The 18,119-nt window shown below is 58.8% G+C and carries 14 protein-coding genes; 3 read left to right on the top strand and 11 right to left on the bottom strand.

The features are described from left to right. Positions 1-330 precede the first annotated feature (330 nt). The 10 genes from tssC to exaC form a co-directional block, all read right to left on the bottom strand. A complete protein-coding gene (gene tssC / locus AC6I8J_RS07560; RefSeq protein ID WP_013357575.1) occupies positions 331-1,830 on the bottom strand; it encodes a type VI secretion system contractile sheath large subunit in 1,500 nt (499 codons plus the stop codon). Then, positions 1,827-2,360, bottom strand: a complete 534-nt coding sequence (gene tssB / locus AC6I8J_RS07555; RefSeq protein WP_013357574.1) for a type VI secretion system contractile sheath small subunit — start codon at positions 2,358-2,360, stop codon at positions 1,827-1,829. The genes tssC and tssB overlap by 4 nt, the downstream gene beginning before the upstream one ends. A gap of 79 nt (positions 2,361-2,439) precedes the next feature. Then, complete coding sequence (gene tssA, locus AC6I8J_RS07550) at positions 2,440-3,456, bottom strand: type VI secretion system protein TssA (protein WP_222925485.1); 1,017 nt, start codon at positions 3,454-3,456, stop codon at positions 2,440-2,442. Positions 3,457-3,472: 16 nt separating this feature from the next. Beyond that, positions 3,473-4,189 (bottom strand): type VI secretion system-associated protein TagF, encoded by a 717-nt coding sequence (gene tagF / locus AC6I8J_RS07545; RefSeq protein WP_013357572.1) that lies wholly within the window; start codon positions 4,187-4,189, stop codon positions 3,473-3,475. A gap of 14 nt (positions 4,190-4,203) precedes the next feature. Then, the gene (gene tssM / locus AC6I8J_RS07540; RefSeq protein ID WP_260057953.1) at positions 4,204-7,833 is read right to left on the bottom strand and encodes a type VI secretion system membrane subunit TssM; all 3,630 of its coding nucleotides are present in this window, start codon (positions 7,831-7,833) and stop codon (positions 4,204-4,206) included. Between the two features lie 3 nt (positions 7,834-7,836). Beyond that, on the bottom strand, positions 7,837-9,075 hold the full coding sequence (locus tag AC6I8J_RS07535) for a DotU family type VI secretion system protein (RefSeq protein WP_161736239.1): 1,239 nt from the start codon (positions 9,073-9,075) through the stop codon (positions 7,837-7,839). Between the two features lie 17 nt (positions 9,076-9,092). Then, positions 9,093-10,433 carry a type VI secretion system baseplate subunit TssK gene (gene tssK / locus AC6I8J_RS07530; protein ID WP_260058082.1) on the bottom strand — a complete coding sequence of 447 codons (1,341 nt, stop codon included), beginning with the start codon at positions 10,431-10,433 and terminating at the stop codon, positions 9,093-9,095. 5 nt (positions 10,434-10,438) lie between these two features. Then, positions 10,439-10,936, bottom strand: coding sequence for a type VI secretion system lipoprotein TssJ (gene tssJ, locus AC6I8J_RS07525; RefSeq protein ID WP_497825209.1), 498 nt, complete (start codon positions 10,934-10,936; stop codon positions 10,439-10,441). A gap of 23 nt (positions 10,937-10,959) precedes the next feature. Further along, positions 10,960-11,559, bottom strand: a complete 600-nt coding sequence (locus AC6I8J_RS07520) for an SH3 domain-containing protein (protein WP_161736237.1) — start codon at positions 11,557-11,559, stop codon at positions 10,960-10,962. 1,046 nt (positions 11,560-12,605) lie between these two features. Then, positions 12,606-14,126, bottom strand: a complete 1,521-nt coding sequence (gene exaC / locus AC6I8J_RS07515) for an acetaldehyde dehydrogenase ExaC (protein ID WP_222924162.1) — start codon at positions 14,124-14,126, stop codon at positions 12,606-12,608. 233 nt (positions 14,127-14,359) lie between these two features. Between exaC and AC6I8J_RS07510 the strand changes: the two genes are divergently transcribed. Further along, the gene (locus AC6I8J_RS07510) at positions 14,360-14,923 is read left to right on the top strand and encodes a class I SAM-dependent methyltransferase (protein WP_161736059.1); all 564 of its coding nucleotides are present in this window, start codon (positions 14,360-14,362) and stop codon (positions 14,921-14,923) included. Here the strand turns inward: AC6I8J_RS07510 and AC6I8J_RS07505 are convergent. Beyond that, positions 14,911-15,636 carry a glutamine amidotransferase gene (locus AC6I8J_RS07505; protein ID WP_161736060.1) on the bottom strand — a complete coding sequence of 242 codons (726 nt, stop codon included), beginning with the start codon at positions 15,634-15,636 and terminating at the stop codon, positions 14,911-14,913. The two genes, AC6I8J_RS07510 and AC6I8J_RS07505, sit on opposite strands and share 13 nt — an antisense overlap. 172 nt (positions 15,637-15,808) lie before the next feature. Between AC6I8J_RS07505 and AC6I8J_RS07500 the strand changes: the two genes are divergently transcribed. Next, complete coding sequence (locus AC6I8J_RS07500) at positions 15,809-16,693, top strand: DMT family transporter (RefSeq protein ID WP_222924163.1); 885 nt, start codon at positions 15,809-15,811, stop codon at positions 16,691-16,693. 46 nt (positions 16,694-16,739) lie between these two features. Then, entirely contained in the window at positions 16,740-18,119 is a 1,380-nt protein-coding gene (locus AC6I8J_RS07495) for a CoA transferase (RefSeq protein ID WP_497825208.1), read from the top strand.

Genomic DNA, 18,119 nt, shown 5'->3' with positions numbered 1-18,119 from the left:
CGTTATTCAGGAAGCAGACAAGCACTCAATAAATTTCCTTAGCTTACCCGCCGCCCAGTAAAAACTTAACGATACAGTGACTGAAAGAGTAATCAGAATGCCGTTAGTTATTTTCCTGATCATCGTGACATTCCAGTCACAGAAGAAAATGAAATAACCTGCGCAGGTGGATAAAATCAGGGCTGAAATAAAAACCAGTAAATAACGTAGTAAATGCAGAACTAATTTTTTAACCATCCTGTCATCCTCCCTGACGTTCATCTCAGCAACCTTTCTGTGAGACATCAGGCGCAAAACCCTTTCGCGCCTGATACCACTGCAACTCAGCCCTTACGCATTATCATTTTTCAGTGACGGCAGCTTAGAGACCAGACGCAGCGAAACGGTCAGCCCTTCCAGCTGATAGTGCGGACGCAGGAAGAACTTCGCGGCGTAATAGCCTGGGTTATCTTCCTGCTCTTCCACATTCACCTCGGCAGCCGCCAGCGGCTTGCGTGACTTGGTCTCCTGCGAGGAGTTAGCCGGATCGCCATCGACGTAGTTCATCACCCAGTCGTTCAGCCAGCGTTCCATTTCATCACGCTCACGGAAGGAGCCGATCTTGTCACGCACGATGCACTTCAGGTAATGCGCGAAGCGGCAGCAGGCGAACAGATAAGGCAGACGCGCGGCCAGACGGGCATTGGCGGTGGCATCGGCGTCGTGATATTCCGTCGGCTTTTGCAGTGACTGCGCACCGATAAAGGCGGCGAAGTCAGAGTTTTTGCGATGCACCAGCGGCATAAAGCCATTTTTCGCCAGCTCGGCTTCTCGACGATCGCTGATGGCGATTTCGGTCGGACATTTCATATCCACGCCGCCGTCGTCGCTCGGGAAGGTGTGACACGGCAGATTTTCCACTGCCCCGCCCGACTCCACGCCGCGAATGGCCGTACACCAGCCATACTCTTTAAACGAGCGGTTAATGTTGGCGGCCATGGCGTAGGCGGCATTGCTCCAGGTGTAGTTGCCGTGATCGGAACCGTCGGTCTGCTCTTCGAAATCGAAGCTGTCGACCGGGTTAGTGCGAATACCATAAGGCAGACGCGCCAGGAAACGCGGCATCACCAGGCCCAGATAGCGTGCATCTTCCGACTCACGCAGGCTGCGCCAGGCGGCATATTCGGTGTTCTGGAAGATCTTGGTCAGATCGCGCGGATTCGCCAGCTCCTGCCAGGATTCCATCTGCATCACTTCCGGCGCGGTGCCGGTGATAAACGGACAGTGGGCGGCCGAACCGATGCGCGCCATCTCACCCAGCAGCTCAACATCCTGCGGGCTGTGGTCGAAGTAGTAGTCGCCCACCAGGCAGCCAAACGGCTCGCCGCCGAACTGCCCATACTCCTGCTCATAGATCTTCTTGAACAGCGGGCTTTGATCCCAGCCAGCACCTTTATAGCGCTTGAGGGTACGACCCAGCTCCTGCTTGGAGATGCTCATAAAGCGGATTTTCAGCATCTCGTCCGTTTCGGTGTTGTTCACCAGATAGCTCAGGCCGCGCCAGGCGCTTTCCAGCGACTGAAACTCCGGATGGTGAATAATCTGGTTCACCTGCTGTGACAGCTTTTCGTCGATCTCCGCGATCAGCGCCTGAATGGTGCGATAGGCGTCGCTGGAGACGGTGACGGTGTTCTCCAGCGCCTGCTGCGCCAGGGTTTTCACCGCGCTTTCGACGGCGGCGCGTGCCTGGTCGCTTTTCGGCCGGAACTCTTTGTTCAGCAGCGCGCTGAACTCATCCTGGCTGAAACTGGCCGCGCCCTGCGACTGGGGTTGTTGTGAAGTCTGCGTCATGCCTGCGGCTCCTTACCTTCAGTGGCCTCATCCTGCTTAGGCAGATGGGTCAGAGCCTGCAGCAGCGTTGGGTCCTGCAGCACCTTACCAATCAGCTCTTCAGCGCCGTTTTTGCCGTCCATATAGGTCAGCAGGTTTGCCAGCTGGGTACGCGCTTCCAGCAGCTTGCTCAGCGGCTCGACGTTGCGGGCCACGGCATCCGGCGAGAAGTCATCCATGCTGTCGAAGGTAAGATCGATGTTCAGCTTGCCTTCACCATTCAGGGTGTTGTCTACCTGGAACGCGGCGCGTGGCTTCAGCGCTTTCATGCGCTCATCGAAGTTATCGATGTCGATTTCAAGGAATTTGCGGTCGTCGATGCCCGGCTGCGGCTCCAGCGGTTTACCCACCAGATCCGCCAGCACGCCCATCACAAACGGCAGCTGAATTTTGCGTTCCGCGCCATAAATTTCCACGTCATATTCAATCTGAACGCGAGGCGCGCGATTGCGGGCAATGAACTTCTGCCCACTGGATTTGCTTGTTGCCATGGTTTTCTCCATCAATGATGCGCGGATAATGTGCCACAGCAGGCGCGCAGGTCCCGCTGTGTGAGTGGGTCACGCCTGCTTAGTCGCGACGTCCGAAAATGGTTTCCAGCTGATGCACGCCATCGGGTGCCAGTTCGCGGATGATCTCCAGGAAGTCGCGCTCGATTAAGCGCTGCACCCGGTCGATCATCAGCGGGGCCGGATGACTCGGCTCATGCTGAGTGAAGTAGAGCTTCACCTTCTCCAGCATCAGCTGGGCATCGGCGCGGGAACCGATCTGCACCGTACGCCAGTCCGCGGCCGCGCGCGGCGCCGTGGCGACTGCCGCCGGGGCCGCCGCTTCTGCGGGTTGTTCCGCCGCTGCGGTGGGAATCAGCTGGCTGATGTCGGTGGCCTGGCAGCGTTCGGCGATCAGCGCAATCTGTCTGCGCAGCAGGGCCAGTTCCGGCACCGCCGCGTCGCCCAGCCGTTCGGCCACGGTTTCGCAGATGGTCTGCAGCCGCTCATGAATCTGCAGTACCGCCTCTATACCAGGCTGGTCGCCACGCGCCAGTTCGTCGATCAGACGCGGCAGACCGCCAGGGTAGTCCGCCACCTCGGTTTTGCTGCCGTCGCACAGGGCGGCCGCATCGCGCAGCGTGATGCCGTCAGACGGATAGCGCAGCAGCCAGCACTGACGCACCGCGCCACTGAGTTCAGTCTTGTCACCCAGCAGCGCCAGGGCATTGATGCGATAGAACGGGTCCTGCTCGCCGTACTCTTCCAGCCGGGGCCACAACGGCTCCCAGTAGAGCAGCAGCGCCTGTTCAATCAGCTTCAGTCCCTGGGCATAGCCCGGCAGTCCTTTCAGTTCCGTCCAGGCATGGGTCAGCGCCAGCATCACCCGTAAATCTTTACTGCGGGCCAGCAGCGCTATCGCCAGCTTCTCAACTTTGTTCCAGTCGGCGGGTTCTGCCGGAATGATGGTGTTGCCGAACTGCTGTTCCGCTTTACCGGCACTGGCCTGCTCCATCGCCTGAAAATCGGCGTCGTACTCCAGGTTATCGCCGCCGGGATTGTCATCACTGACCGGAGCCAGTAAAGCCTCTGTATTCATCGTCATGCGTGTCGCCTCAGGATTCAAACATCGGGGGATAAAGTCCGTTTCGTCCCGGCTTTGCCCCACCGGCCGGATCAAACAGCAAGGAAAAGAGCTGCGCGGTGAAGTTACCGCTGTGAACCTGGGTATAAAGCGGGAACCCATCGCTCTGATTGGTCCACCAGAAACTGGTATAGAACTGCGGGTCGAAATTCTCGCCCGGCAGCGTCCAGTTCAGCGTTGAAGGCGTGTCGCCATGGCCGATAACGTTAAGAATATCTGACGGCTCGCCCGTCTCCTGCGGCGGTTGCGGCTGCGGAATGCTGATCAGCGCCTGATCCAGCTGCTCCGGCGATCCGCCGCCCTGTACCACCCGCAGCAGCGTATTGCCCACCTGCTGATACCACTCGCCGGAGCGTGCCAGCAGGGCCGGCGACCACTCGGCGGGGGTAAAGTGACGCAGCGCGCAGAGCGGGTAGTTACGTCCCACGCTGTCCCGAGCCGCAATCAGGCAGCCCATCTGGATCAGCTGACTGCCCAGCATCGGCGGCACCACAAAATTCCAGACCGGCGCGTTGAGGAACGGGCGCGACGGCGCGTTATCCCCCTCCTGACTGCTCTGCCAGTGATGCAGGCCCACCTGGAACCAGCTGGACCATTGGCGATAGAGGACATCAGGAAAGCGGCGCTTCACAAAGTCACCGGCGCTGGGCAATTTGCCGTACCAGCAGGGTGCAGCGTAATGAGTCATTGTCGGGTCCTGTTTCAGGGGCAGCTAAAGCCGGGAAGCTGGAACGGGTTACGAATGCTGCCAGGGGTGAACGACAGCGTGACCTGATGCCCCTCCACGCTGAAGGTGGCTTCACGGGTCAGGCCGCCGGCCGCCGTAACACGGGCGCGATCGAAGAAGCGATTGAGTGCCCAGGGCCCACTGGTGACCAGCGTTGAGGTAGTGCCGTTGGTCAGGCCCAGCTGCATCCGCACCTGGCTGGTGCCGCCCGGACCGGGCCAGCTGACCATCTGCACCGCCTGTGGCCCGTGGCTGTAACGCAATTGCTGTCCATCCACATCCAGCGTCAGGTTAAGAATGTCGTTGTCCATTTTTACGGTGCGCAGCGTGACGCGGAAACCTGGCGTGGTGGCGCCGTTGGCAAAGAACGCATCACGAATCGACTGCGCCTGCTGGAAAGGACGCAGAAGTGCTTCGCCACCCGGCAGGGTTTTACCGTCAATACCCGGCGTAAAGCGCCATGAGGCGTTGGTGGTGTCGACTTTGCTGGCCAGATTGTCGCGGAAGAAGCTGTCCATCATGCCGCTGCCGGGAGCAAACATCCGCGCCAGATCGTCGGGTGTCACCTCACTGCGCGCGGAACGCACCAGCGGATAACGTCCGGCGATCGCCTGACGACAGAAACTGCCGACTTCCATGGTGATGCGTTTACGGACGTTATCCATGTCGCGGCGCTGCGCATCGCTGCTGGCCCCGACCGCCATGCTGGAGACCATATTCTGCAGCGAACCGGGCAGACGTCCGGCGCTGGCCTGCAAACGGCTAATCGCATCGCTGGCCGGTGGCGGCATTCCGCTGTTGGCGGCATCCTGCACCGCCGTGAGGTAGCGATAGAGATCGTCAATCTGGTGCAGGAAGTCGTCCACCGCCAGCACCTTACTGCCCTGCTGTAACGGCTGGGCCAGCTCAAGCACTGGCGCAAAATGCACCGCAACCGCCTGCTCCGGTGACGCCTGCGCTGCCGCCTGCCCACGCGCCGCAGCCGCTTCGGGCGAGGTAAACAGCGCTTCAAGGGTGCGGGTGGCGCTGTTATCCGACGGCTTCGCCGCCTGCGCGGTTTTCTCATCGGGCTGCGCCCGGTTCAGCGTCAGCAGGTTACTGAGGTTGATTACCAGCTGGCGCAGCGGCGAGTGGTTGCCCGACAGCAAGCGCGCAGTGTTGATACGTTGCGCAAGATCGGCACTGCTGTTGAGCTGAATATCGCTCAGGAACTGCTCCCACTGCCGGATGTAGTCCTGCACATAGAGCTGGCGCACCGCAAGATCGGTCTGCTCACTTTTCTGCTGCGGCGCAGCGCCGTCCAGCACCCAGAGATCGTCCTGATAAAGCGCCTGCGTCACCGGACCAATCTGCTTGTCCACATGCTGCCAGTAGCCGTCCGGCGTATAGAGCCCCGCTACGCCATCATTCACCGATTTACCGCTTTTACGGGAAAAAACCAGCTCGCTCTGGGGACCGCCCAGCGCTGCCAGCGTCACCGGCTGCAGGCTGTCATCACGTTGCAGCAGGCGCTTCAGCCGTCCGTAGACGCGCTGTGACAGCGGCATCTGATTAATCAGCGCCTGCTCGCGCTTTACCAGCGCGTCATCCTTCGCATACGGCGACGAGTGAATCTGCGTCTCCAGCAGCTGTTGCAGATGCCACGCCAGCTGTTTTACCTGCTGCTGCGTCACGTTCTGCGGCAGCTCGCGCGACAGGTTAAGCATCAGCCACGCCTGCAAAAACTTGCCGTCGTAGTGCTTCGGCTGGTAGAGCATCTGATATGCCTTCAGCGCTTCATAGCTGTAGTCAGCGTCACTGCCATTGTCATTGCGCAGCCAGCGGGTGATGTTCTGCGCCACCTGCGGCAACAGCAGCTGCTTCAGCGCTTTATCGTAGAGCGCACGCGTCGCATCGCTGACCTCGGTACCACGATAAAGGCCCATACGGCGCGTCAGCGGCGGCGATTCCAGCGAGAAGTCGGCGCTTTCCGGCAGGTGTAACAGGGTGTTGAGATAAGGCACCAGCGCAAAGAGATCGCCGTTGACCTGCTTCTGAAGCTGGTCGCCGAGTTGCTCCACCTGCGGCGCTTTAGCGGCCATCTCCTGCAGATAGGCTTTGTTCTTGCTGTAGCTGGTGAGCCACAGACCGCCCGCGACCAGTAACAGCAATAGCAGCGCCAGATAGCCTGACCAGAGTCCGGCGCGGTTGCGCAGCTCCCACCAGCGGTTGCTGCCTGCCAGACCTGACTCCTGGAAAATCACATTCTCCAGCACGCCTTTCAGGAAGAAGCTCTGTCCTTTGTTCTGCGGAATCGGGGCGTCCTTATCGACCTGATCCCAGCTGCCCGATTCGCCCGCCTGCTGGCCAGGCAGATTCAGGGCACGGTTCAGTTCACCCATTACCCGATCAAACGGCAGACCTTCCTGGGTGCCGCTGGCAAAGTAGATGCCGCGTGGCGCGAACTGGGTTTCAAAATCGGAGCGGGCGAACAACGTGTCGAGCGCGTCGGCCAGCAACGGACGCAACGCAGCGAACTCCTGCGGGAAGAGATAACTTTCTGCCCGCGCCTGCGCGTCGCTCTCCGTCAGCAGCCGATCGGCCAGTCCGGCATCGAGCCGCTGTTGCAGCAGGGAATACTCCTGCTGGAACTGGCTGTTCAGCTCGAAATCGGCGGCGGACGCTTTCGCCCACGGGAAGGTGAATCCCCAGATCTGTTCACGCTGCGCTTTGTCCAGCGAGGCGAAGTAGCTGCGGAAGCCTTTGAGCAGGTCCGCTTTGGTGACCAGCACATAGACCGGGAAACGGATGCCGAGACGATCGTGCAGCTCCATCAGGCGCTGACGCAGCGCCAGCGCCTGGTTGCGCAGCGCCTCAGGTGACTGACTCAGCAGATCGGAAACGCTCAGGGTGACGATGACGCCGTTGATCGGCTGACGTCCGCGATATTTACGCAGCAGGTCGAGGAAATGGTGCCATTCGCTGGCATCCCGCTCCTGCTGACTCTCCTGGGTGCTGTAGCGCCCGGCGGTATCGAGCAGCACCGCGTCGTTGGTGAACCACCAGTCGCAGTTGCGGGTACCGCCAATGCCGCGCAGCGCTGACTTGCCAAACTTATCCGCCAGCGGAAACTGCAGGCCCGAGTTGACCAGCGCCGTCGTTTTACCGGCACCAGGTGCGCCGATAATCATGTACCACGGCAGCTGATAGAGATACTGACGGCCAAAGCGCTGCGCCCAGAACGGCGTGCCTTTGCTGCTGTGGCGCTGGAAGTGCGCCTTTCTCAGCATCTCAGTCGCTTCGGAAAAACGCCCTGCCAGCACCTGCTCTTCACTGGTCAGACGCTGACGATCGGCTTCCGGTGCATCGCTTTTGCCGGTTTCAAGACTCGACATCAGCTTGCGGTTAAGCCAGTAGTTGTAGAGCCGCGGGATCGCCTGCCCCAGGCCCCAGACCAGATAGAGCAGCGCGATACTGATCATGCGGTTCTGCTCTGGCTCAAGCGGCCGCGAATCAACGATAGAGAAGACCGGGCCAATCACCCAGATAATAAATGAGAGCGCGGTGATGCCGACAAAGCCCCACGCAAGGCGGCTGGTCAGCACCGCAAACAGAATATTCAGCATGGATCAGTTCCCTCTCGCCAGGCCGTTGAGTTCGGCATGCGTCGCATCCGGCGCAACCAGTAACGTGATTTCAACACGACGGTTACGCGCGCGATTCTCTGCGCTGGTGTTCGGCACCAGCGGATTGCTTTCACCGCGCCCTTCCGCCTTCACGCGTGACGGCTGCGCCAGCTGCTGTTGCAGCAGAGTCTGGACCGAACGGGCGCGCGCCAGCGACAGTTCAAAGTTGGAGGCGAAGCGCGCGCTGCGGATCGGCACGTTATCGCTGTAACCAATCACCTGAATCTGCCCGCTGACGTTGTTCATGGCCGCTGCGATGCGCTGGATCACGTCAATGTAGCCGCCGCGCACCTCGGTCGCCGCCGAAGCAAACAGCCCATCCCCTTTCAGCGTCACCACGCTGCGGTCCGCTTCATCACGCACCGCCACCAGCCCGGCATCAATTTCCGGCTTCAGGAAGGCCCGCAGGTTGAGCGTGGCAGGCGGAGGCGGTGCCGGGTTGCCGATCTTCACTTCCGGCAGCGCCGTCTGATAGATGCGGGCCAGTACCGGCGAGGTGTAATCGCCCAGACGCCAGTTGAGCACGATATAGAACAGACAGGCCGCCAGCCCGGCCACGGCGGCGCAGGCCCACAGCGGGATCATTGGTCGCCACAGCTTGCGCAGCACCGGCTGATCGGTGGGATGCGGTGACAGCGCCGCGGCGTAACTGCCGCGCACGCTTTTAATCATCTGCAGCAGGCGCTGTTTGATGGTCTCCAGCTGCGAGCGGCCATTGTCCAGCACCCGATAGCGTCCTTCGAACCCCAGCAGCAGGCAGAAGTAGATCAGCTCCAGCATCAGAATGTGACGTCTGGGGTTCTGCGACAGCTTCGCCAGCAGCTGGAAAAACTTCTCGCCGCCCCAGGTTTCGTTGTGAAAGGTGACCAGCAGACCATTGCTGGTCCAGACGCCGCGACTGCCCCACGGCGTCAGCGCCGCCGCCTCATCCAGCGCGGTACAGAGACAGTAGCGCGCGCCGATGATCACTTCGTAGCCGAGGCCAGACTGCTGGCAGCTCAGCTCGAAGCGGCGGATCTGGTCGATCAGCTGCTGACGCAGTTGCGCCGGGTCTTCATGCGACACCGAATGGCGGATCTGTGGAATCGCGTTAATCAGGGGGTTGGCCGCCGCAACCAGCACATTCTGGTGGCTGGCATCCGGCGCAAGATCGCTGTGTGAATGTTGTTGTTCCTGCATCATGCTGCGTGCTCAGTTTATTATTCTGACTGACTGCGGATGGCCCAGAACTCCATGTTCAGGCCCGGAAACTCACCGGCAAGATGCAGCGCAAAAGCGCCCGAGCGCTCCATCTCTTTCCATAGCTCGCTGTTCTTATCCAGTTCGAAATAGCTGTATCCGGCATGCCACGGGATCTGCGGCGGCGCGCCGGGCATCGCCCGAAGTGCGAGACCCGGCAGCTGAAGCTGCACCAGATCGCGGATTTTGCTGACCGGTGCGACTTTCATCTGTGCCGGGAAATGGGTTTTCAGGGTGTCGGCCGGCACGCTGGCTTTCACCGCCAGCACAAAGCCGAACTCATGCACCATGCTGCTCTCCGGCACGGTGGCGACGTTCAGGCCGTGCGAACGCTGCGTCAGCGGCAGCTGAATGGCGCTCTCCTCCATCACCTGCGATAGCCCCTGACGCAGCAGCAGCGACAGACGGCTGAAGCAGTTGTGCAGGTCGTCATGATCGTAAAGCGGCAGGCCTTCCGGCGCGCGCGCGGGCGTCCAGGTGCTGAGCTCGGCGGCCAGTTGCAGCCAGTGGCTGTAGAGGGTTTCAGGATGCAGCAGCGGCAGATGTTGCAGATGGCTGTGCAGGCCAAGCTGACGATTGAGCAGCGCCAGCAGCATAAAATCGACCATATCAGCGCTGTTGAAGCGGCCGGTTCCGGGTGCACGCTGACTCAGCTGCTGGCTGCGCTGCTGGATCAGCCCGTGCAGGTCATTAAACATGTTTTGCAGCGGACGGCTGCTATTCAGGGTCAGCATCGGCGGGATGTAATCGCTGTCGAGCCGGATGTGGTTGTCGCTGCGTTTTTCAATCACCTGCGCAACGCCCATTGCGGTCCACTCGGCGGTCAGATCCTGCTCCAGCATCAGCCGCAGGCGCAGCTTGCCGAACTGTACCGTCGCGCTGCCCACGGCCTGTGCGTTGTCATCTTCCACGTCCGCTTCCCAGGCCAGATAGCGCGCCAGAGAATCCTGCGACTCCTGGAAGGCGACGGCTTCGCGACCGTTGCGCCGGGTCGGTATTGCCAGCACCACTTTGCTGCGATCAACAGAGGCCGGCAGATCAAGCGGTGCCGGGCCATGCTGTGGCTGGCTGAAGGCGAAAAACGTGCCGTCTGGCAGACAACCGCTGGCCGCGCTCAGCGCCAGTTTGCCCTGACGCAACAGCGCTTCATCAAACTCAAGATCGTAAAAGCCCCAGGTGTAGACACGCTGTGACTGACCCCATTCACGCAGGGTGCTGAGAAGATAATTTTCTGACTGCTGGAAATGGTGAGGACGCAGAAACATCCCCTCGGTCCAGATGACCTTTTCGGCTCTGTTCATCGGCATCACTGTTTTTCCACGCGAAGGCCATTCATTCCCGCCACGATGCGCGCATTCAGCTCGCTATCGTTTCGTTTCCAGAATGCCCAGAATGAGGGCGACTCCCCTTCGGGAACCGGCAGCGACAGTCGCCACACCTTGCCATCCAGCGCCTGATATTCCGCCATGATGCCGATAAAGCGTGCCTCAGGCAGGCTCTTAATCCGCAGCGTTTTGCTGCGCTGCTCTGGCGTCAGGAAGAATTGCTGGGTGTTAAGCTGCGCACTGCCCAGCACCGTTGCAGACTGGTTTTGCAGGGAGTAAAAGTCTGCTGACATGAACTCCGCATCGGAGCTCAGTAACACCACACGGACCTTCAGCGGCGCACCGCCGTTAAGCTGATTCTGCCCCTGAACGTCCAGGTTGTAGTAAGCCACCGGCGGCGTACTGCTGCCGCTGCAGGCCGTCAGTAGCCACATCAGCAGCACGATCAACCCACCGCGCAGTTGTGTTGTTCTCATCATCAAGCCCTCCCTGCTCAGTGCGATTAGTTAATGATCCAGGTTCCGTTAGTGCTGTTCTGACAGGCGGTGCTGTCACCGTTAACCGCGACGCAGGTTTTTTTCTTGCTGCTGCTGCGCACGCGGCGTTTCGGCTGATCGGCTTTAACGGTCTGATCGTAGAGTGCGCTTTTCACTACGGCGCGGAATGGCACATAGCCTGTCAGCTGGACGGTTGCCTGCGGCGCGGCAGGCTGAGCGGCATCTTTCACGGCAGTGGTGGCGCTGTCCGGCTTAGCTTCTGCTGCGGCCTGTGCGGGTTCACCCAGCGCCAGCCAGTTGTTCTCGACCTGACCAATCACGGTGTAGCTTTCGCCGGTTTTCAGCGTCTCTACCACCTTGCCGCCGTAACCTGGCTGGCTCATCACCGAGCCGGGATAGAGGGCGCGATAGGTTTCATTGACCGGACTGAATTGCGCTGGCGGTTTTACGGCATAACGGTGACTGATCGCCACACCGTCCACCGTGCTGGTCACCAGGGTGTCATCGGTCATTTTTGGCGGGGTTTTACAACCGGCGACTGAAAAAACAAACATCAGGCCTAACGCAACGCGGAGCTTCACCATTTTTTTCATGTTGTGTTCCATTCATACCTTGGAGAGTGGCCAGAGGCCGGGTGTCAGTAATGAAAATCGAGATGTCATCTTCACAGGAAGCCGCTTAGTGCCAGATTAAAAAACAATCCTTAAACAAAAAGCGCTTAAGCGTCTTGCTGCGAAAGGTTAACCGATCAGCAAAAGTTAAGTATAAAAAAGCAACATCGGGGACGTAAACGGGAAAAGGGAGGAATCTGACCTGGTAAACAACGATCAGAAACATGATCAATTTTTTCCCGGCAAATTTAAGAAGGTGGGGTAAACCCAAGCTTTCCTTATGCCATCCCTGGTCGAAAAACCGTCGAATTGAATTAAGCCAGTAACAGTGAGTTAATTACCCGGCAGTAAAAAATGACGCGTTATGCCCGATAAATTCTCATTATATTTCTTTAATTTCAATATCTTATAACTTTAACGAAATTTCATAGCTACCGCACGAGTCAGGTAGATCCTGCCCGTGAGTCTGAAATTACAATCCATGTGTAAATATTAGCTGCGAGTTTACAGAAGATTGACAAAATTTCAACGGCGCACTTTCAGAAGAATTTAGTTAAGTAAAGTTTAACTAATTAAGTTAATACAAATAGGGATTAGTTTTAAGCACGCGGTTAGGACTAATCTTAACAACATACGAAAGTATGAAGTTTTTTTGCACATAAATAAGTTTTTTCTGAGACTGGCATTAAAATCACTCATGTTTTAAATGGTTCTGATTTAAGCCAAATCAAAAGACGTTCATGTTGTTCAGGCAGCCAGATTCAGCGCTTTGCGTCAGTCGGCTGCGCGGCAAATGCCTGATTATCAGATGATTAAGCAGCTATGCGCCTGGCATGGCGCAGACAGAGAATGGATGGCGATTAAAACGCAATAAGCGAAGCGTTAACCAGGTCATGCCCGCTTTAAGAGCAGACTGATTAATTATGCTTTACCGGCTCGCTTAGTGAGCAGCTCACAGCCCCGACAGAGCATAAAAAAACCACGCCGTAGCGTGGTTTAGCGAGAGAGCGTGCCGCATTACTCCGGCACGATTGAGGCTATCAGAAGAAGCCCAGCGGTTCGATGCTGTAGCTGACCAGCAGGTTTTTCGTCTGCTGATAGTGATCGAGCATCATTTTGTGGGTTTCACGGCCAATGCCCGACTTCTTGTAGCCGCCAAAGGCAGCGTGCGCCGGATAGAGGTGATAACAGTTCGTCCAGACGCGCCCCGCTTTGATCGCCCTGCCCACCCGATAGGCACGGTTGATATCACGGGTCCAGACGCCGGCACCCAGGCCATAAATCGAGTCGTTGGCGATACTGATCGCTTCCGCTTCATCTTTAAAGGTGGTGATGCCGATCACCGGGCCAAAGATCTCCTCCTGGAAAACCCGCATGCTGTTGTTGCCTTTCAGCAGGGTTGGCTGGATGTAGTAGCCGCTGTTGAGTGAGTCATCCAGCTTCTCTACGCCGCCGCCCACCAGCACTTCGGCCCCCTCCTGCCGCGCCACTTCGAGATAAGAGAGAATTTTATCGAACTGTTGCTGCGACGCCTGCGCGCCTACCATGGTCTCGGTGTCCAGCGGGTCGCCGCGTTTGATGGTTTTTACCCGCTTCATTACGGCTGCCATAAACGGCTCGTAGATCGACTCCTGCACCAGCGCACGCGATGGACAGGTGCAGACTTCACCCTGATTCAGGAAGCCCAGTACCACGCCTTCGGCCGCTTTCTCAATAAAGCTCTCCTCCGCCTGCATGATGTCTTCAAAGAAGATGTTCGGTGACTTGCCGCCCAGCTCGACCGTCGAGGGGATCAGGCTTTTGGCTGCCAGCTCCAGAATATGCCCGCCAGTAGCGGTGGAGCCGGTAAAGGCGACCTTGGCGATACCGGGATGGGACGCCAGCGCTTCCCCCGCCTCTTTACCAAAGCCGTGCACCACGTTCAGCACACCCGGCGGCAGCAGATCTTTAATCAGATCGACAAATATGGTGATCGACAGCGGCGTCTGTTCAGCCGGTTTAAGCACCACGCAGTTCCCTGCTCCCAGCGCCGGAGCCAGTTTCCAGGCTGCCATCAACAGCGGGAAGTTCCAGGGGATAATCTGCGCCACCACGCCCAGCGGCTCATGGAAATGGTAGGCGGCGGTGAACTCATCAATCTCTGCCGCGCTGCCCTCCTGCGCCCGGACACAACCGGCAAAGTAGCGAAAGTGGTCGACCGCCAGCGGCATATCGGCCGCCAGCGTTTCGCGCACCGGTTTACCGTTATCCCAGGTTTCATAGACCGCCATGGTCTCCAGATGCTGTTCCAGCCGATCGGCAATTTTCAGTAGCAGCAGTGAGCGTTGTTGTGGCGAGGTCTTGCCCCAGGCGTCCGCAGCAGCAGCAGCAGCGGCCACCGCGTTATCCACATCAGTAGCATCTGAGCGCGGGAACTCACCGGCCGCAGAGCCGTTTACCGGCGAGGTATTAGTAAAGTAGTTACCCTTCACTGGCGCGACGAATTCACCATTAATGAAGTTGCCATAATTCTTCTGTAGCGTAATCAGAGAACCTTGTTCTCCGGGGGCAGCGTAACGCATGATCATTCTCCTGACAGGTGACTGACGTAACAATGATTAAACTTATTATTAACATGAAGGATCATTGTGAGCCTGTCAGGTCTGTTAACCGGAAACTGTGACCGCCCCGAAGGAATAGGCGTTTACGCTGCGCTTAGAGAAAATTCCGACTTTTTCCCGAAAACGTAGTCAGAGAGAAACTTGTGCGGCACAAAGGGGGTCAACCTGAGGATGAATTCATTCTGGAGATAAGCATGCTGGCTTCAGCTTTTACCCAGATGCGCGCTAAAGCCAATTTCGTGCATCAGTTTATCCGCAATCCGCGCAAGATGGGCAGCATTACCCCCTCGTCAGAGGCGTTGTGCCGGACGATGATTACATCGGTGAAATGGCCTGAAGCGTCGCGCATCGCGGAACTTGGTGCGGGCGATGGCGTACTGACCCGGCAGATACTGGCACAGATGGCGCCCGACGCCACCCTGGATGCCTTTGAAATCAGCACTTCGCTGGCAGGCAAGCTAACCGCGCTGGAGGATCCGCGCATGACCGTGCGCACCTGTTCTGCGGAGTATCTGAACGGCAACTATGACGTGATCTTCTCCGGCCTGCCGTTGTTATCCTTACCGCCCGAACTGCGTGAAGCCATTCTGCGGGCGGTCTATAACGCCCTCGGCCCGGACGGCGTTTTTATACAGTTTCAGTACACCTCGCTGACCCAGCCTGACCTGTCGCGGTACTTCACCTGGGAGCGCCAGCGGGTGCTGAAAAATGTACCACCCGCCTGGGTTTACCGCTGCACGCGTCACTACGCGCCCTGAGCACGCCCTACTGCCGGGCGCGTCTGTTGCCAGAAGGTCACCAGCAACTCACGCGCCCAGTCTTTCCCTTCAATCTCGTTGGCCCCATCCTCTGTGCAGCCCGGCGGCGTACAGACACTCATGATGTGCCGTGAAAATTCGGGATGAAACTGTACCGAGAGCGCCTGCGGTGAATAACGCACAATCTGACAGCCATCGCGCGCAGAAGCGGCCAGTACCTGCGCCCCGGACGGCGCGCTGACGACCGACTGACGATGCGACAGCCAGACGCTGAAGTCGGCGGGTAGCGTCTGCAGCAGCGGATCGCGCTGTGTCTGATCTGAGCAGCGAATGGGTAACAGACCGCGCTCCCAGCCGTTGGGATTGTCTGCCACTTCACCGCCCAGCGCATACGCCATCAGCTGATGGCCGTAGCACACACCGAGCAGCGGCAGACCATGATCAATCGCCGCTCTGATCCAGGCGGCGCTGCGTTCACTCCAGTCGGCGTGATCGGTGACCATTGCCCAGGAACCGCTGAGGATTGCGCCGGAAATCGTGTCAAAATCGGGTAACGCTTCGCCCAGATGAGGCCGCACAATCAGGTACTCATCGGGTTGGAGATTCAGTGCATCAATAAACCAGCGCGGCTGTTCACCAATCTCTGAAACGACGTTTGCGGGTGGGACTTCAAGCTGAATTAACGCAAGGGGTAAGGCGGACGAATAGGTCATACCGAATCGGTTCCTTTAAGAAGTCATTTCGAATCAGTCTGCCAGCATCGCATCCGAAAGTCTCATCGGGCTGCACCGCCATCGCAGAAAATTTCTCACTGCGATTGGCTGGAGTACCGCAGTTCGTGCCATCATTAGCGGGCTAAGCAAAAATCATCAAAAGGATATTATCGTGGCTGTGCGGCATTTTTTTCTGATTCTGATGGTGGTTTCTATCTGGGCCTTCAACAACGTGGCGGTGAAATGGGGGCTGCTGGAACTGCCGCCGCTGTTTCTGACCTTTATGCGCTTTGTAGTCGTCGCCATCGTGCTGGTACCGTTCTGCCGCATTAACCGTCAGCAGTTGCCCTGGCTTTTGCTGCTGGCTTTTACCTTCGGTTTTATGCACTTCTCGCTGCTGTTTGTCGGCCTGCGCTACACCGATGCCGGCACGGGCGCGATTGTAGTGCAGCTGGGCACACCGATTGCAATGTTGCTGGCAATGGTGGTACTGAAAGAGAAGCTGAAGCTGGTGCAGCTGCTGGGCATTATGATTTCGCTGAGCGGCGTGGTGGTGCTATCAGGCAGTCCGACGATTCCCTCGTGGTGGGTGCTCTGTCTGCTGTTGTGCAGCGCCACCGGCTGGGCCGTCAGTAACCTGATAGTGAAAAAGTCACCGCCGATTAAACCGCTGACCATGACCGGCTGGATTGCGTTTCTGGCGATTCCCATCGTCGGCGGCTCCAGTCTGGTGATGGAATCCCATCAGCTTTATGCACTGCAGCATGCGGGCTGGCGCGGCTGGTTCGCCATTCTTTACAGCGCCATCGCCTCGTCGATTGTGGCCTATACGCTGTGGTATATGCTGCTGAAGAAATATAACGTCAATCTGATCATGCCCTATTCGCTGCTGACGCCGGTTTTATCGGTGGTGATGGGGATTGTCGTGCTGGGTGACAGCCTCAACAGCTTCAAGATTATCGGGGCCTCACTGGTGATCCTCGGCACGGCTATCGCGGTGCTCAACCTGCGAAACCTGCGGATGCATGCCCGCTTCCCGCGCCTGCGGCGACGTTGATCCTGCGTGCTATGCTTGAGAAATCACCCCTTTCAGGAAGCACAACATGGACTCACAGCTTGCCGCCTCTCTCTGGCAGCAGATGCAGCAGGGATTGCGGGGTCGCGACGACGCCTTGCCTCTTCCTGCCTTCATTGATCGCGCCACCTTCGCTTCTGCTTTTGCCGTCAGTGAACTGGCGGCCACCAGCATCGGTCTGGCAACGCAGGCCACCGCCGCACTGATCGCCGCCTCCTGCCCTGAATATCGCTCTCCGCCTGTCGCCGTCAATGTGCGCCTGGCGTCACGCTGGTTCCAGCAGAGTTTTATCCCGCTTAACCGTGCGGCACCTGCGATGTGGGACGCGTTTGCCGGTGACTATCGCAGCCGCGATGGCTGGATCCGCCTGCATACCAACGCCACACATCACCGGCTGGCGATGGAAAAGGTGCTGGGTACGCACGCCGATCGCGCGGCGCTGGCGCAGCAGGTGCAACAGTGGCAGGCCAGCGAACTGGAGCAGGCGATTATTGATGCCGGTGGCTGTGCCGCAGAAATGCGCAGCGCTGCCGCCTGGCAACGGCATCCGCAGGGCCAGGCCGTACAGCATGAATCGCTGTTTCGCTGGCAGACCACACAGCCTGCTCCTGCGCCGGACTGGCCGCTGGCCGAAGCGCGTCCGTTGCTGGGTATTAAAGTTCTGGATCTGACGCGGATTATCGCCGGGCCGGTCGCCACCCGTTTTCTGGCCAGTCTGGGCGCCAGCGTGCTGCGCATCGATCCGCCCGGCTGGCAGGAGCCGACGCTGGATGAGGAGATAAGCTGCGGCAAGCGTCGCGCGGTGCTCGACCTGACGCAGCCCGCCGATCGCGATCGGTTTATCCGCCTGCTGCGTGAAGCGGACGTGCTGGTGCATGGCTACCGGGCGGATGCGCTGGAACGCCTTGGATTTGATGCCCAGACGCTTCAGTCACTCTCGCCCGGTCTGGTTGATGCCGGTCTGAATGCATGGGGCTGGCAGGGTCCGTGGCGCAACCGCCGGGGTTTTGACAGTCTGGTGCAGATGGGATGCGGCATTGCTGAACGGGGCATGCAGTGGCAGCAGAGCGACAAACCGGTTCCGCTGCCGGTGCAGGCCCTGGATCATGCCACCGGTTATCTGCTGGCAGCCGCCGTGCTGGAAGGATTACGGCGACGCGTGACGCAAGGAGAGGGCAGCCAGGTGCGGCTGTCGCTGGCACGCACCGCGTGGCTGTTGCAGCAGCATCCCACCGGTGAGCACGCGGGTTCCGGCATTGTGCCGCAGGTTAAGGATAACCTGCCCTGTTACGAGTTAACGCCGTGGGGGTTTGGGGTAAGGCTCAGGGCAGCCGCCTGGCTGCCCGGTACTCCAGAGCTCTGCGCAACACCGGGTTGTACGCCGGGCACGCACCCGGCGACGTGGTGA

It is taken from the genome of Pantoea sp. X-Soil-ISGK-355, assembly GCF_059730805.1.
This window is presented reverse-complemented; position numbering and strand designations above follow the sequence as displayed.